This is a genomic window from Methylobacterium sp. Leaf118 (genome assembly GCF_920984675.1).
Classification (GTDB): domain Bacteria; phylum Pseudomonadota; class Alphaproteobacteria; order Rhizobiales; family Beijerinckiaceae; genus Methylobacterium.
Genome location: NZ_CAKLBV010000090.1, coordinates 1 through 14,631, shown reverse-complemented (window position 1 = coordinate 14,631; position 14,631 = coordinate 1). Strand labels below are relative to the sequence as shown.

Annotated in this window: 12 protein-coding genes; 8 read left to right on the top strand and 4 right to left on the bottom strand. The window is 72.0% G+C overall.

Annotation, left to right across the window (positions count from 1 at the left end):
* Window positions 1–421 precede the first annotated feature (421 nt).
* Window positions 422–1,804: a class II 3-deoxy-7-phosphoheptulonate synthase gene (locus tag LW587_RS22475; protein ID WP_232631811.1), complete on the top strand. Its 1,383-nt coding sequence runs from the start codon at window positions 422–424 to the stop codon at window positions 1,802–1,804.
* A 332-nt stretch (window positions 1,805–2,136) separates the two neighbouring features.
* On the opposite strand, the gene LW587_RS22470 is transcribed toward LW587_RS22475, so the two are convergent.
* Window positions 2,137–3,297, bottom strand: coding sequence for a helix-turn-helix transcriptional regulator (locus LW587_RS22470; protein WP_232631810.1), 1,161 nt, complete (start codon window positions 3,295–3,297; stop codon window positions 2,137–2,139).
* Window positions 3,298–3,603: 306 nt separating this feature from the next.
* On the opposite strand from LW587_RS22470, the gene LW587_RS22465 reads away from it, so the two are divergent.
* Complete coding sequence (locus tag LW587_RS22465; protein ID WP_232631809.1) at window positions 3,604–4,347, top strand: MBL fold metallo-hydrolase; 744 nt, start codon at window positions 3,604–3,606, stop codon at window positions 4,345–4,347.
* A 61-nt stretch (window positions 4,348–4,408) separates the two neighbouring features.
* On the opposite strand, the gene LW587_RS22460 is transcribed toward LW587_RS22465, so the two are convergent.
* A complete protein-coding gene (locus LW587_RS22460) occupies window positions 4,409–5,359 on the bottom strand; it encodes a GlxA family transcriptional regulator (RefSeq protein ID WP_232631808.1) in 951 nt (316 codons plus the stop codon).
* 116 nt (window positions 5,360–5,475) lie between these two features.
* Between LW587_RS22460 and LW587_RS22455 the strand changes: the two genes are divergently transcribed.
* Genes LW587_RS22455 through LW587_RS22440 form a run of 4 tightly spaced genes read left to right on the top strand, consistent with a single transcriptional unit; the run spans window position 5,476 to window position 10,712 of the window.
* A complete protein-coding gene (locus LW587_RS22455; protein ID WP_232631807.1) occupies window positions 5,476–6,726 on the top strand; it encodes a sarcosine oxidase subunit beta family protein in 1,251 nt (416 codons plus the stop codon).
* A gap of 51 nt (window positions 6,727–6,777) precedes the next feature.
* The gene (locus LW587_RS22450) at window positions 6,778–7,080 is read left to right on the top strand and encodes a sarcosine oxidase subunit delta (RefSeq protein WP_232631806.1); all 303 of its coding nucleotides are present in this window, start codon (window positions 6,778–6,780) and stop codon (window positions 7,078–7,080) included.
* Window positions 7,073–10,108, top strand: coding sequence for a sarcosine oxidase subunit alpha family protein (locus LW587_RS22445; protein WP_442919185.1), 3,036 nt, complete (start codon window positions 7,073–7,075; stop codon window positions 10,106–10,108). The genes LW587_RS22450 and LW587_RS22445 overlap by 8 nt, the downstream gene beginning before the upstream one ends.
* The gene (locus LW587_RS22440) at window positions 10,101–10,712 is read left to right on the top strand and encodes a sarcosine oxidase subunit gamma (protein ID WP_232631804.1); all 612 of its coding nucleotides are present in this window, start codon (window positions 10,101–10,103) and stop codon (window positions 10,710–10,712) included. The genes LW587_RS22445 and LW587_RS22440 overlap by 8 nt, the downstream gene beginning before the upstream one ends.
* A gap of 85 nt (window positions 10,713–10,797) precedes the next feature.
* On the opposite strand, the gene LW587_RS22435 is transcribed toward LW587_RS22440, so the two are convergent.
* Window positions 10,798–12,600: a sensor histidine kinase gene (locus LW587_RS22435; RefSeq protein ID WP_232631803.1), complete on the bottom strand. Its 1,803-nt coding sequence runs from the start codon at window positions 12,598–12,600 to the stop codon at window positions 10,798–10,800.
* Window positions 12,601–12,880: 280 nt separating this feature from the next.
* Between LW587_RS22435 and LW587_RS22430 the strand changes: the two genes are divergently transcribed.
* On the top strand, window positions 12,881–13,123 hold the full coding sequence (locus tag LW587_RS22430; RefSeq protein WP_232631802.1) for a hypothetical protein: 243 nt from the start codon (window positions 12,881–12,883) through the stop codon (window positions 13,121–13,123).
* 182 nt (window positions 13,124–13,305) lie between these two features.
* Here LW587_RS22430 and LW587_RS22425 read toward each other — a convergent pair whose 3' ends face one another.
* Window positions 13,306–13,851: a hypothetical protein gene (locus LW587_RS22425; RefSeq protein ID WP_232631801.1), complete on the bottom strand. Its 546-nt coding sequence runs from the start codon at window positions 13,849–13,851 to the stop codon at window positions 13,306–13,308.
* Between the two features lie 360 nt (window positions 13,852–14,211).
* Here LW587_RS22425 and LW587_RS22420 point away from each other — a divergent pair.
* Window positions 14,212–14,631 (top strand): YicC/YloC family endoribonuclease (locus LW587_RS22420; RefSeq protein WP_332839854.1); only part of this gene is annotated, 420 nt, incomplete at its 3' end.

Here is a 14,631-nt window from a genome sequence, read left to right as displayed (position 1 = left end):
GCGGGGTGGAGCAGCCCGGTAGCTCGTCAGGCTCATAACCTGAAGGTCGTAGGTTCAAATCCTACCCCCGCAACCAACATCCCCCACCCCACCACCCGCAGCCCCCGAACAGGGGGCTTTTTGCGTTCGGGGTTGCGCAAACGGGCGCGTCCCAAGCGCCTTGGCCGAGAGGGGAGGGGGCCTTACGCCAGCCTTGCCGGAGCCGATCCGGCTTGTCGCGGATGCTTTCGATGACGCTGCGCCGCCCGCCCGTGAGCGGATCGGCCGACCCTGCGGCCGAAGCCTCAGCGCTCCGGCAAACAGACCGTATCCGTCGGACCGTTCGAAACTCGCCACTGACAGAAAACCCCTCTATAAGCCCCGCTTCGCGCGAGGCGGGAGGGCCCGCGCATCACCTCACGAGGTGAGCGGAGAGAGTGTCATGACTGAGCGGTGGACCCCGAAGACTTGGCGTAACCTGCCGATCCAGCAGGTGCCGTCCTATCCGGACGCGGGCGCGCTCCAGGCCGTCGAGTCGCAGCTCGCGACCTTTCCCCCCCTCGTCTTCGCCGGCGAGGCCCGCAAGCTGAAGGCCGCCCTCGCGCGGGTCTCCACGGGCGAGGCCTTCCTTCTCCAGGGCGGCGATTGCGCGGAGAGCTTCGACGAGCATTCCGCCGACAACATCCGCGATTTCTTCCGCGTTTTCCTGCAGATGGCGATGGTGCTCACCTTCGCGGGCGGCTCGCCCGTGGTGAAGGTCGGGCGCATCGCCGGGCAGTTCGCCAAGCCGCGCTCCTCGCCGACCGAGACGCTGGAGGGGGTCTCGCTGCCAAGCTACCGCGGCGACATCATCAACGGTATCGGCTTCACCGAGGAGCTGCGCATCCCTGATCCGCGGCGTCAGCTCGAGGCGTACCGGCAATCGGCGGCGACGCTCAACCTGCTGCGCGCCTTCGCGACCGGCGGCTACGCCAACCTCGAGAACGCCCATCGCTGGATGCTGGGCTTCGTCAAGGACTCACCCCAGTCCTCGCGCTACCAGGACGTCGCCGGGCGGATGTCGGACGCGCTCGACTTCATGCGCGCCATCGGCATCAATCCGGAGACGCACCAGGAGGTGCGCACCACGGACTTCTACACCAGCCACGAGGCGCTCCTGCTCGGCTATGAGGAGGCGCTGACCCGCGTCGATTCGACGAGCGGCGACTGGTACGCCACCTCCGGCCATATGCTCTGGATCGGCGACCGCACTCGCCAGCCGGACCACGCCCACGTGGAATATGCCCGCGGCATCAAGAACCCGATCGGCCTCAAATGCGGGCCCTCGACCACCCCCGAAGGGCTGATCCGGCTCATCGACCTGCTCAACCCGGAGAACGAGGCCGGACGCCTCTCGCTGATCTGCCGCTTCGGCGCGGACAAGGTCGGCGACCATCTGCCCGGTCTGATCCGCACGGTCGAGCGCGAGGGTCGCTCGGTGGTGTGGGTCTGCGATCCCATGCACGGCAACACCATCGCGGCGGGCCGCTACAAGACGCGCCCCTTCGAGCGGGTGATGCAAGAGATCGAGGCCTTCTTCGGGGTTCACCGGGCGGAAGGCACGATCGCCGGCGGCATCCACCTGGAGATGACCGGCCAGGACGTGACCGAGTGCACGGGCGGCGCCCGGGCGCTCACGGCCGACGATCTTCAGGATCGCTACCACACCTATTGCGACCCGCGGCTCAACGCCGAGCAGGCGCTCGAGGTGGCCTTCCTGACGGCGGAGCTGGTCAAGCGCGAGCGCACCCAGATCGAGCATCCGCGCCTCGACGCGGCGGAGTAAGGGTCTCCCCCGAAACGCCCGCTGCGCCGTCGCGGCCCCAGGGGAACGGCCGGCGACCTCGGCGTTTTGTGAGGCACTTGAAGCCACAGCGGCCGAACCATCGCCGGCTCTCGGCGAAGGATGGGCGATCGAACCATGAGCGGCGCCCCATCCCGGATCCGAGATCCGGGGCGGGGCGCCGCTTTTTTCGTTCCGGGCGCCGTCGGGACCGCCTCGGACGGGGCCTCATACCAAATCCGGTCGATCCCTTCGGCTTGGCGGATCTGGGCTTCGCTCGAACGCCGCGCGAGCTGGACTGATCCAGGCTCCGCTTTGATCAAGCGGAGCCTGGATCAGCCGGTCAGCGCCGTCCCGGTCAGGAGGCCGACGAGTTCGGCCTGCCGCGAGACGCCGGTCTTCTGGAAGATGCGCTTGAGTACCGAGCGGGCGGTGCTCGCCGTGATGCCGAGCTTGGCCGCGGCCGGCGCCGGGGCGTCGCCCGCGGCGATGAGGGCGGCGAGCCGCGCCTCCGCGGGGGTCAGGTCGAACAGGCCCTGGACCACATCCGCGGTCGGCACGTCCCGGGCCACGACCGGCGTCGCGACCAGCACCGCGCGGGCGCGGGCGAAGACGTCGTGGGCGGCCCCCCGCACCGGAACGAGGTGGAGGATCACCGGGGGATGCCCGCGCTGCGCCGGGATCGGGATGGAGCGCACCGGCACCGGCCCGAAGCCCGCGCCGCTCACCGCCTCCCGGAGGAGGCGGTCGGCGGCCGGATCCACCACCGCGAGCCGCGCCGGCTGATCGCTCAGGATGTGCGGCATCAGCGCGGTGAGCGACGGATTGGCCGCGAGCAGCCGTCCGCCGCTGCCGAGGACCGCTGCCGGCAGGCCGAGCAGTTCGAGGGTGCGGGCGGTGGTGGCGACCCGCTCCATCTCCAGCCGGGCCGAGAGCAGCGCGGCGCGGGCGAGATGCGGGCGCAGCCCGTCGAGGACCCCCACGGCTGCCGGGCCGAAATGGCCCTCGGCGACGGGACGCTCGCAATGGATGATGACGCTGTCGCCGCTCGGCACCTGCACGGCGGTCGCGGTGCCCGCGCCGTAGCCCCGCGGGATCAGGAAGTCCTGATAGAGCGGGTCGGTGGCGAGCTCCTCCTCCGACACCACGTCGCGATCGGTCAGGAAGCCCGGATGGCCCAGCTCCAGCAGGCGCCGGGTGCGGATGTTGTCGGGGAAGCGCTCGAAATGCGCGAGCACCAGCGCGTCGAACTCCGGCGAGCTCGTCACCCAGTCTCGGAAGCGCGTGCCGGTCGAGACGACCATCACCGCCTCCGGCGCGTCCACGAGCCGGGCCAGGTCGGCCAGCACGCCCCGCCACAGCTCGGGCACGGCGGCGGCCTCGTAGATCCGGTCGATCAGCGCCTGGGCCTCCGCCGTGGGAATGGGCGCGGGCGCCTCGATCCCGAGGGCGAAGGGGCGGACCACCGGCTGGAAGGGGCGCTGGGGGATGTTCATGGCGGCGGGGCGGTTCCGCGAGAGTCGGGACGCGGAAGGGCTCAGGCGTGGGGCGGCCGGGCGGGGGCGCCGACGGCGCGCGCGCTCCGAAGGGCGATCTGCTGCCGCGCGGTCTCGACCCTTCCGTGACCGCTCGACATCCCGTTCTCCGGCGCTTCCGTCAGACCTACGTTACGCGAAAAAACAGCCGATCTCGCGTGGAAGTGCAATTCAAAAGACAACGCAGAGGCGTTGTCGGCTGCGCGCACCCGCCCGAAATCTGTGAGTACGGCCGGAAACGGGAAAACTCAGACGGGAAAACTGACCATGCGACTCCAGGTTCTCGGGTGCGGCGACGCCTTCGGCTCGGGCGGGCGCTTCCACACCTGTTTCCATGTCGAGGCCCCGGCGGAGCTCGGCGACGGCGCGTTCCTGATCGATTGCGGCGCCTCCGCCCTCATCGCGATCCGCCGATTCGGCATCGATCCGAATGGCATCCGCACCGTGTTCCTGACGCATCTGCACGGTGACCATTTCGGCGGCCTGCCCTGGCTGATCCTCGACGGACAGCTCGTCAGCGGCCGCACCGAGCCCCTCACCCTGGTCGGCCCCAAGGGGCTGCGCGAGCGCCTGCCGGCTGCCATGGAGGTGCTGTTTCCCGGCTCCAGCACCGCCGAGCGCCGCTTCACCGTCGCGGTGATCGAGATGGAGGCCGGCGCGCCGGTCGAGGTCGGGGGCGTGCAGGCGGAGGCGTTCGCCGTGCAACACCCCTCGGGGGCGCCCTCCCATGCTCTGCGCCTCACCGTCGGCGGCAAGGTCGTGAGCTATACCGGCGACACCGAGTGGGTGGAGGCGCTGATCGCCGCCGGGCGCGGCGCCGATCTGTTGATCGCCGAGGGTTACACCGCGGAGCGCCCCGTCCGGTTTCACCTCGATTGGGCGAGCCTGCGGGCGCGCCTCCCCGAGATCGCACCGAAGCGGGTGATGCTCACCCATATGAGCCCGGAGATGATCGCCCGCGAGCCCGACGGCTACATCGCCGCCGAGGACGGACTCGCCGTGGTGTTCTGAGATCCGTCCGCGATGCGGGCCTCATCGTCGACGGCCCCCACGAATGCGGGGCGGCGGGCGCTCAGCCCGCCCGCCGCCGCTCCGCCCGCGCCAGCTCCTCCGCGTTCAGGAACCCCGTTGCCGCCGCGATCTCGGCCGCCGGCATCGCGGTCTCGCGGCGGAGCCGATGCGCCTGATCGAGGCGCAGCGTCAGATAGTGCCGATGCAGGCTCGTCCCGAGCCGATCGCGAAAGAGCCGCTCCAGCTGGCGCACGCCGATCCGGGCGAGGTCGGCCAGCGCCTCGCGCGTCAGCGGGGTCTCCAGGGTTTCCTCCATGGCGGCGAGCACCCGCAACAGGCGCGGGTCGCGCAGGTCGAAGCGCTGGCGCAGGGCCATTCGCTGCGGGGTCAGTCCCTCGCGGATCTGGTTGTGCAGGAACCAGTCCGCCACGCCCGCTGCGAGGCCGGGCCCATGCTGGTCGCGGATCCGGTCGAGCATGAGGTCCAGCGCCGCGATGCCCCCGGAGCAGGTCATGCTGTCGGGGCCGACCTCGAACAGCGCGCGCACCACCTCGACCCGGGGAAAGCGCTCCCGGAAGGCCGGGATATGCTCCCAATGCAGCGTGCAGCGGCGTCCGTCGAGGAGGCCCGCCCGAGCCAGCAGGTAGGGCCCGCCCGACAAGCCGCCGACCACCGTGCCGGGGCGGAGCGCGAGCCGGCGCAGCCACGCGAACAGGGCTGGGTCCTCGATGTCAGACGGGTTGCCGCCCGCACAGACGAGGATCCAGTCCGCCCCCGGCGGCTCGGCCCCCACCGCGACCTCGGGCCGGATGGTCAGCCCGTTCGAGGCGGCCACCGGTGCGTCCCCGGGGGCGGCGTGCCACCAGCGGTACAGGGGGCGCCCCGAGAGCGCGTTGGCGGCCCGCAGGGGCTCGACCGCCGCCGCGTAGGTCATCAGCGCGAAGTCCGGCACCAGCACGAAGCCGACAATCGTCGGTTCCGGCTCGACCGGGGAGAGGGGAGCGGGGCACATTGCGCCGCGATTTGCCGGAAAGGCGTCGTGATTTGCAAGGGGGGCGGGCGCGGGCGGGCGTATCACGGAGTGCGGCCGGGGCCTCGCCCCGCCCATCCCACGCGTGGACCGTCGCGATGCGCTACTCCCTCTTCAGCGTCCTCTCCCAGGCTTTGCGCGGCCAGCGGGACTGGAAGCCCCAGTGGCGCGACGCCGCGCCGAAGCCCGACTACGACGTCGTCATCGTCGGCGGTGGCGGGCACGGCTTGGCCACCGCCTATTATCTGGCCAAGGAGCACGGCCTTACGAACATTGCCGTGCTGGAGAAGAGCCATATCGGCTCCGGCAATGTGGGCCGGAACACCACCATCGTGCGCTCGAATTACGGGCTGCCCGGCAACATTCCCTTCTACGAGCAGTCGATGAAGCTCTGGGAGGGGCTGGAGCAGGACATCAACTACAACGCCATGGTCAGCCAGCGCGGCGTCCTGAACCTCTACCACACCGACGCCCAGCGCGACGGCTATGCCCGCCGCGGCAACGCCATGCGCATGGCTGGCATCGATGCCGAGCTGCTCGACCGCGAGGGCGTGCGGGCCTTGGTGCCGTTCATCGATTTCGACAATGCCCGCTTTCCCGTGAAGGGCGGCCTTCTCCAGCGCCGTGGCGGCACCGTGCGCCACGACGCGGTCGCCTGGGGCTACGCCCGGGCGGCGAGCGAGCGCGGCGTCGACATCGTCCAGAACTGCGCCGTGACCGGCATCCGCCGCGAGAACGGGCGCGTCACCGGGCTCGAGACGAGCCGCGGCTTCATCGGGGCGAAGAAGGTCGGGCTGTCGGTGGCCGGCTCCTCCTCGCTGCTCGCCGCGATGGTCGACATGCGGCTCCCGATCGAGAGCCATGTGCTCCAAGCCTTCGTCAGCGAGGGCGTGAAGCCCCTGATCGACGGCGTGGTGACCTTCGGGGCCGGCCATTTCTATGTCAGCCAGTCGGACAAGGGCGGCCTCGTCTTCGGCGGCGACATCGACGGCTACAATTCCTATGCGAGCCGCGGAAACCTGCACACCATCGAGGACGTGATGGAGGGCGGCATGGCGCTCTGGCCCGGGCTGGGCCGGCTGCGGCTCCTGCGCCACTGGGGCGGCATCATGGACATGTCGATGGACGGCTCGCCCATCATCGACCGCACCGAGATCGGCGGCCTCTATCTCAATGCCGGCTGGTGCTACGGCGGCTTCAAGGCGACGCCCGCGGCGGGATTCTGCTTCGCCCACACCATCGCCCGCGACGCGCCCCACCCGAACAGCGCGGCCTACCGCCTCGACCGCTTCGCCACCGGCCATCTCATCGACGAGAAGGGCATGGGCGCCCAGCCCAACCTGCACTGACGCTCCCTCCCTCCGCGGGGAGGGGACCTTCCTCCGTTCAGGATCGAAGCCATGCGCATCCGATGCCCCTCGTGCGGCGAGCGCGACAACGGCGAGTTCAGCTATCTCGGCGACGCCGCCCCCCTCCGCCCGGACGGGATGGAGGCCTCGGCGGAGGCCATGCACGACTACGTGTACCTGCGTGACAACCGTGCCGGGGAGATGCGCGAGCTCTGGTATCACGGTGCCGGCTGCCGCGCCTGGCTCGTCGTGACCCGCGACACCCGCACTCACGCCATCCGTGAAGTCCAGCCCGCCCGCGACGTCGCCAAAGCCCGCGCCACCACGCCTGCCGGGAGCGCGTCCCATGCTTGATCGCAGGCCGAACTTCGCTCCCTCCCCCGCAGAGGGGGGAGGGCTTGTGGGCTCCCAGCCCTTCCGCACCGCCGCGGGCGGGTTGATCGATCGCCGCCGCGCCCGGGACTTCACCTTCGACGGGCGGCGCCTCTCGGGGTTCCACGGCGACACCCTCGCCTCGGCGCTGCTCGCCAACGGCGTGCGGCTGGTCGGGCGCTCGTTCAAGTATCACCGGCCCCGCGGCATCCTCTCGGCGGGCTCGGAGGAGCCGAACGCGCTGGTCGAGCTGCGCTCCGGCGCGCGGCGCGAGCCCAACACCCGCGCGACCATGGCCGAGCTCTACGAGGGGCTGGAGGCGACGAGCCAGAACCGCTGGCCCTCGCTCGCGGTCGATGCGCTCTCGGTCAACGCGCTGCTGAGCCCCGTCTTCGCGGCGGGCTTCTACTACAAGACCTTCATGTGGCCGGCCGCGTTCTGGGAGGCGCTCTACGAGCCGCTGATCCGCCGCGCCGCCGGCCTCGGACGCGCCGCCGACGCCCCGGATCCCGACACCTACGAGCACATCCATGCCCATTGCGACGTGCTCGTCATCGGCGGCGGCCCCGCCGGCCTGTCGGCGGCGCTGGCGGCGGGCCGCTCGGGCGCCCGCGTCATCCTCGTGGACGAGGATTTTTCGTTGGGCGGTCGCTTGCTCGCCGAGCGGCGCGAGATCGATGGCCTGAGCGGTCCCGAATGGGTCGAACAGGCTGTCGCCGAGTTGAAAAACCTGCCCGAGGTGCGGTGTCTCTCCCGCACCACCCTGTTCGGCGTCTACGATCACGGCGCCTACGGCGCGGTCGAGCGGGTGTCCGACCATCTCGGCGTTCCGCCGGCCCACACGCCGCGCCAGCGGCTATGGCGCATCGTGGCCCGGCGCGCGGTGCTCGCTGCCGGCGCCATCGAGCGCCCGCACGTCTTCGGTGGCAACGACCGGCCCGGGGTGATGCTGGCCGGGGCGGTGCGGACCTACCTCAACCGCTATGGCGTGCTGCCCGGACACAGCCCGGCCGTCTTCACGTCGAGCGACGACGGCTGGCGCACGGTGGCCGACATCGCCGCTGCGGGCGGCCGGGTGGCCGCGGTGGTCGATTCCCGCTCCGAGGTGCCGGTGGCCCTGCGCCGCATGGCCGAATCCGCCGGTGCGCAGGTGGTGGCCGGCGGGCAGGTGATCGGCACCCGGGGGCACCTCGCCCTGTCGGGGATCGCCGTGCGCGATTCCTATGGCGGTACGCTCCACATCCCCTGCGATACGCTTGCCATGGCCAATGGCTGGAACCCGGTGGTCCACCTCGATTCCCACCTGTCCCGCCGTCCGGTCTGGTCGGAGGACATCCACGGCTTCGTGCCCGGCACGCTCCCCTCCGGCATGGTGGCGGCCGGGGCCGCGTCCGGCCGGCTGACGCTCTCCGAGGCTCTCGAAAGCGGCGCCCGCCTCGGCGCCGAGGCGGCGGAGTCCTGCGACTTCACGGCGACGGCGCCCGCAACGCCCCGCACCGATCCGGAATCGACCGCCCACACCCCGCTCTGGCGGGTCGCCAAGCCCAAGGGGAAGGCGTTCGTCGATTTCCAGAACGACGTGGCGGCCTCCGATGTCGAACTCGCCCATCGCGAGGGGTTCCGCGCGGTCGAGCATCTCAAGCGCTACACCACCCTCGGCATGGCGACCGACCAGGGCAAAACCTCGAACCTCGCCGGCCTCTCGATCATGGCCGAGCTGACCGGCCAGCCGATCCCCGCGGTCGGCACCACGGTGTTCCGCCCGCCCTTCACGCCGGTGGCGATCGGAGCCTTCGCGGGCCACCACCGGGCCAAGGAGTTCCGCGCCACCCGGCACGTGCCGAGCCATGCCTGGGCCACCGAGAACAACGTCCAGTTCCTGGAGACCGGCCTGTGGCTGCGCCCGGCCTATTTCCCGCGGGCCGGCGAGACCGACTGGCTCCAGACCGTGATCCGCGAGGTCGAGACCGTGCGGAGCAAGGTCGGGCTGTGCGACGTCAGCACCTTCGGCAAGATCGACATCCAGGGCCGCGACGCCCTGGCCTTCATCGAACGGGTCTGCGCCAACCCGTTCGGCACGCTCAAAGTGGGCCGCTCCCGCTACGCCCTGCTCCTGCGCGAGGACGGCTTCGTCCTCGACGACGGCACCGTCTCGCGGCTTTCCGAGACCCACTTCATCATGACGGCCTCGACGGCCAATGCCGCCCGGGTGATGCAGCACCTCGAATTCTGCCGCCAATGGCTCTGGCCGGAGCTCGACGTGCAGATGTCTTCCGTGAGCGAGCAATGGGCGCAATACGCGGTGGCCGGCCCCCGTGCCCGCGACGTGCTGAAGCGCATTGTCGATCCGGGCTTCGACCTGTCGAACGAAGCCTTTCCGTTCCTGGGTGCGGCCGAGATCACCGTCGGCGGCGGCATCCCGGCACGCCTCTTCCGCATCTCGTTCTCGGGCGAACTCGCCTACGAGATCGCGGTGCCGGCTGCCTACGGCGACGCGGCGTGGCGCGCCATCATGGGGGCGGGCCTGCCCTACGGCATCTGCCCCTACGGCGCCGAGGCGCTCTCGGTGATGCGCATCGAGAAGGGCCACGCGGCCGGCGCCGAGATCAACGGCCAGACCACGGCCCGCGACCTCGCCCTCGGCGGCATGCTCGCCAAGAAGAAGGACTATGTCGGCCGCCTGATGAAGGAGCGCCCGGCGCTGACCGACCCGGATCGCCCGATCCTCGTCGGTGTCCGCCCGGTCGATCCGAGCCAGCGCCTGCGGGCCGGGGCCCATTTCCTCGCCGTCGGCGCCGAGCCGAGTCTGGCGGCCGACGAGGGCACCATGACCTCCGTCGCCTATTCGCCGAGCCTCGGCCACTGGATCGGCCTCGGCCTGATCCGCCGGGGTCACGAGCGCCACGGTGAGCGGGTGCGGGCCTACGATCCGGTGCGCGGCGGCGATGTCGAGGTGGAAATCTGCAACGCCGCCTTCGTGGATCCGGCGGGGGAGAGGATGCATGGCTGAGCACGCGACCCTCTGGCGTCCCCGCGGGGCCTGGGCCGACACCGCGAGGCCCGGCCGCCACGGCCGGCGCGAGGGCCCGCCCGGCCTGATCGTCACCCCCCGCGAGGGGCTCGCGCTGGCGAGCGTCACGGCGGTGGACGGGGCCGAGGCGCGCCTCGCCGAAGCGATCGAGGCCCGGTTCGGCCTGTCCCTGCCGGAGCCCGGTGGGGCCCACCTCTCCGGCGAGGCCGGCCTGGTCTGGTCCGGGCCCGACCAGTGGTTGGCCCTCGGCGGCGCCCGGGGCGACCTCGACGGGCTCGGCGCGGCCCTGCGCGGCGCCGCGGCGGTGGCCGACCAGAGCGACGGGCGAGCCGTGCTGCGGCTCACCGGCCCGGATGCCCGCCGCGTGCTGGAGAAGGGCGTCGCGGTCGATCTCCACCCGCGCGCCTTCGGGCCCGGCCGCACGGCGGTGACGGCGATCGCCCATATCGGCGTGCAGATCTGGCAGCGCGACGACCGCCCGACCTACGACCTCGCGGTCGCCCGCAGCTTCGCGGGCAGTCTCTGGACCTGGCTCGAGGCGGCGGCGGCCGAGTTCGGCTGCGAGGTCCGCGCGAGCGCCTGAAGCGGGCCGCCGGACGTCATACCCCTCGACGATGAGGGTGCCCCATCGTCGAAGGCCGCCGCGGCCCCATCCGGTGCCGCTTGGGTCAAGCCTCCGCCAAGCAGGCGGTGATCTCGCAGGTGACGCCCGAAGGCGGGAAGTCGATGCGGGCGCCGCCCCCGAGTTCCGCCGCCAGACCGCGCTCGATCATCCGCGAGCCGAAGCCCCGGCGGGTCGGCGGGACGACCGCGGGGCCGAAGGCCTCCGACCAGGTCAGGCGCAGGCGCCGCACGCCGTTCTCCGGCGGGTCCGCCTCCCAGGTGATCGCGACGCGCCCCTCCGGCACCGAGAGGGCACCGTACTTGGCGGCGTTGGTGCACAATTCATGCAGCACGAGGCCGAGCGCCAGCGCGACCCGGGGCTGGAGCCGCAGGTCCGGCCCCGACAGGGAGAAGCGCGCCCCGCTGGTCTCGAACGGCCGCAGCACCTCCGCCACCACCGGGCGCAGGTCGGCCCCGGTCCAGCTCTCGCGGGTCAGGACATTGTGCGCCGCCGACAGGGCCAGCAGCCGCCCCTCGAAGGCATCCCGCTGCCGCCCCGCGGCGCCGTCGAGGCCGCGGAAGGTCTGGAGCGCGAGGGATTGCACCGTGGCCAGGGTGTTCTTCACCCGGTGGTTCAACTCGTCCACGAGGAGACGGCGGGCGCCGTCGCGCCGGGCGAGCTCGCCCGAGGCCGCCTCGAGCGCCGCGCCGATGTCGTTGATGTCCGCTACCGCGGTGCCGGGCAGGCGGGCGAGGGGCTCGCCGCGCCCGAGCCGGTCGGCCTGGGCGCGCACCGCATTGAGCGGGCGGGCGAGGCGTCCGGCGAGCCACCACGTCATCAGCGAGCCCGTGAGCGCCACGAGGAGGCCGGAGACCGTGATGGTCCGGCTCAGCTCCCGCACCGGGGCGAGCGCCCGGTCGGCCTCGACCCGGGCCGCGATGGTCCAGCCGAGCCCGGGATAATCCCGCAGGCCCCGGGTGTGCTCGGTGGCGAACAGGTAGGGCTTCGGCCCGTCCGGCCAGGGGCCGATGCGGGGCCCCTCGCCGGAGCCGCCGAGCGGCCGGGCGCCCGCCAGCGTCGTCCCGGGCAGGGTTCGCCGGATCAGGTCGGGCGGGCCGTGCAGCACCGTGCCCTCGCGCGACAGGAGCAGGATCTCGGTGCCGGCCCGCTGCCGGGTCAGCGAGCCCTCGAAGGCGGAGACCGTCTCCCGGGCCCAGGTCCAGTCGAGATGGGCCGCGACGACGCCCGCGAGCGAGCCGTCCGGCGCATGGACGGGCGCGGAGAGATCGAGCAGGCGCAGAGGCTCGTCGGTGTCGCGCGGCAGCACCTTGGCCAGCAGCATCGCATCATGCACGTCGCCGACGAAGGGGCCCTCCCGGCCGGCGAGGAAATAGTCGCGCCGCGACACGTCGGCGCCTTCGAGGAGCCCGTTGCTCGTCGCGACGATGCGGCCCGCGGGATCGGCGAAGAGCAGGATCGAGTAGGCCGGATAGGTCTTCTGCAGCCGCTCCAGCACGGCGCGCTTGGCCGAGAGCGGGCCGGGGGCGCGCAAGGTGTCGAGGGTGGCGGCGACCTGGATGTCGCGCCAGCGCTCGAACATGCCCTGGTCGAGGCTGCGCACCATGTGGGCGGCCAGTTCGTCGAGCTGCGCGCCGACCTCCTCCTCCAGCCGGACGGTCGCCTGACGGTGGACCAGGGCGGCGAAGGCCAGGGTCGAGACGACGCCCAGCGTCCCGAAGGCCAGAGCGAGGACGAGGCGCAGCGGCATGACCGGAAGCCGGAGCCGGCCGGGGCCGGCGCGCGGCCGCGCGGCGACCGCGGCCGGAGCCGAGGCGGGCGCGGGGGCGATGTCGACGTCGGACGGCATGCGCTGCGCCTCGCTTCACGCCGCGGCGGCGGCGGCGGGTCGAACCGGATCGGCCAAGCCTTCATCGCCCGGGTCCCCGGACCGGGCAATGCTCCCTCGCCGAGGAAACACATTTCAGGAACGGCGGCGTGCCGAACGGGACATGGGAACGATCGTGCGTTCGCGATTCGCCGGGCCATGAAAATGTGCCGGCGAAGCACCACTTCCGCGCGCGTCAAGAATGGTTCTCACGGCCGAGCTTGCCTAATTCTCGTCCCCAGGATTTTTCCAAGGACAGAGCATGGTGCAGGCAGCGATCACGAAGGCGAACCGCATCCGCAGGCTCTGGCCGAGCCGGGCCTTGCGCGCACCGCCGCCTCCGGGGGTGGTCGAGCGTCCTCGTACCGCGCCCACCCGCGACGAGCCCCTGCCCCCGCGCGGTCTCACCGCCCACGAACTGATCGCCATGGCCCGCGCCGCCCGCGCGCGCAGCCTCGACGACGAGCGAGACGTCCCGGCGACCGGGCCCGGTCGCATTCTCTAACCTCGCCTGCCGAAACGGCTTTTTGCCGAGAGCCGGCGCCCCCGCGCGGGCCGGTGCGCGCGCCGGAGACGGCCCCCCGCCCCCGCGGCAGCCCCTCATTCACCCGTCGAGGCCCCAAACGAAACACGCCGCCCGCCCCGCTGGGGGACGGACGGCGTCGCGCGGTGGCGAACGGTGTTTGCCTATTGCACCAGAGCCAGGCGCGACCGCCCCTCGGTGGCGCAGGTGCGGATCGCCGGCTCGGCATGGCCGGCAAAGAAATCCTCGATCAGGTCGCGCAGAACCTCGGCGAGGTCGGCGCCCCGGTCCGCCTCGACATGGATCTCGCTGCCGACCGAGCGGCCCAGACTCGGCCCCCCGCTGCTCGCGAGCGCGGCGAGGCGCTCGTCGTATTCCGCGCCGAGACCCGTGACCGCGATGTAGTTGCGCCCGCCGAGCACCGGCCCGTACCGCACGGCAATGCGCAGCTCCTTGTCGGCGGCGTTGCGCAGGATCGCGGTGAAGCCGACGAAGTCGTCGCGGTCGACCTCCGGCGTCGGGCAGACGATCCGCCCGTGGCTGATCCCGTCTTCCTCCAGCACCTCCGCCATCAGCGTCAGCGCCTCGGCGATCGGCGCGAGCGCCCGCGTGCCTTCCTCCAGGAGCCGGGCCCGGACCCGGTTCTTCTGGGCGTCGGCGGCGCGCAGGCGGGCGCGGAAGCGGTTCTTGATGTCGAATGGGTTCGTCATGAAGCGATCCCCGTGTCGGGTGTCGGACAAATCTTGATAAGTCGAAAGTTAGAAAACCACCGAGTAAACGTCAAGCTGATGCACAGTATTCGCGCCTGCTTCGATTATGAGCGGCTGCGCAGAGTTTGGCCATGCATTGTTTTTGAGCAATCTCCGGCAGGCCGGTTTGTGTGCGGCGCACGCGGGGGGGACGGGCGGGCGCGGCCCGCGTTGCGCCTCGCGGACGAAAGCGCGTATCCGGGGCAACCAGGCCGGTCGGGGCCGGTTCCGGGAGGCTCGAGGCGGCGCCCGGCGCTCCGGAGGCGCCGCGGCGTCTCGGGACCCGCCGGTCTCCCCACCGTCGGACCGTGCGAGGGGAGGATGGCTGTGGCGGGTTCGATCGCAAGCATGACGGGCTTTGCCCGCGCCGCCGGCACGACCGGCGCGGTGCAGTGGCTCTGGGAGATCCGCTCGGTCAACGGGCGCGGCCTCGACATCCGCGTGCGGGTGCCGAACGGCTTCGAGGCGGCCGGCGAGGCGGCCCGGGCCGCGCTCTCCGGCGCCCTGGCCCGTGGCCAGTGCCAGCTTACCCTGACGGTCAACCGCCCCGAGACGGCGGCGCGGGTGCGCATCGACGAGGCGCTGCTGGCCGACCTTGCCGCGTCCGTCGCCCGGGTCCCGCGCCCGGCGGGCGTGGCCCCGGCGACCCTCGACGGGCTCCTGTCGGTGCGCGGCGTCGTCGAGATCGAGGCGGAGGCGCCGGGCGATCCCGAAGTGCTGAACCGCGATCTCGCCGCGGGC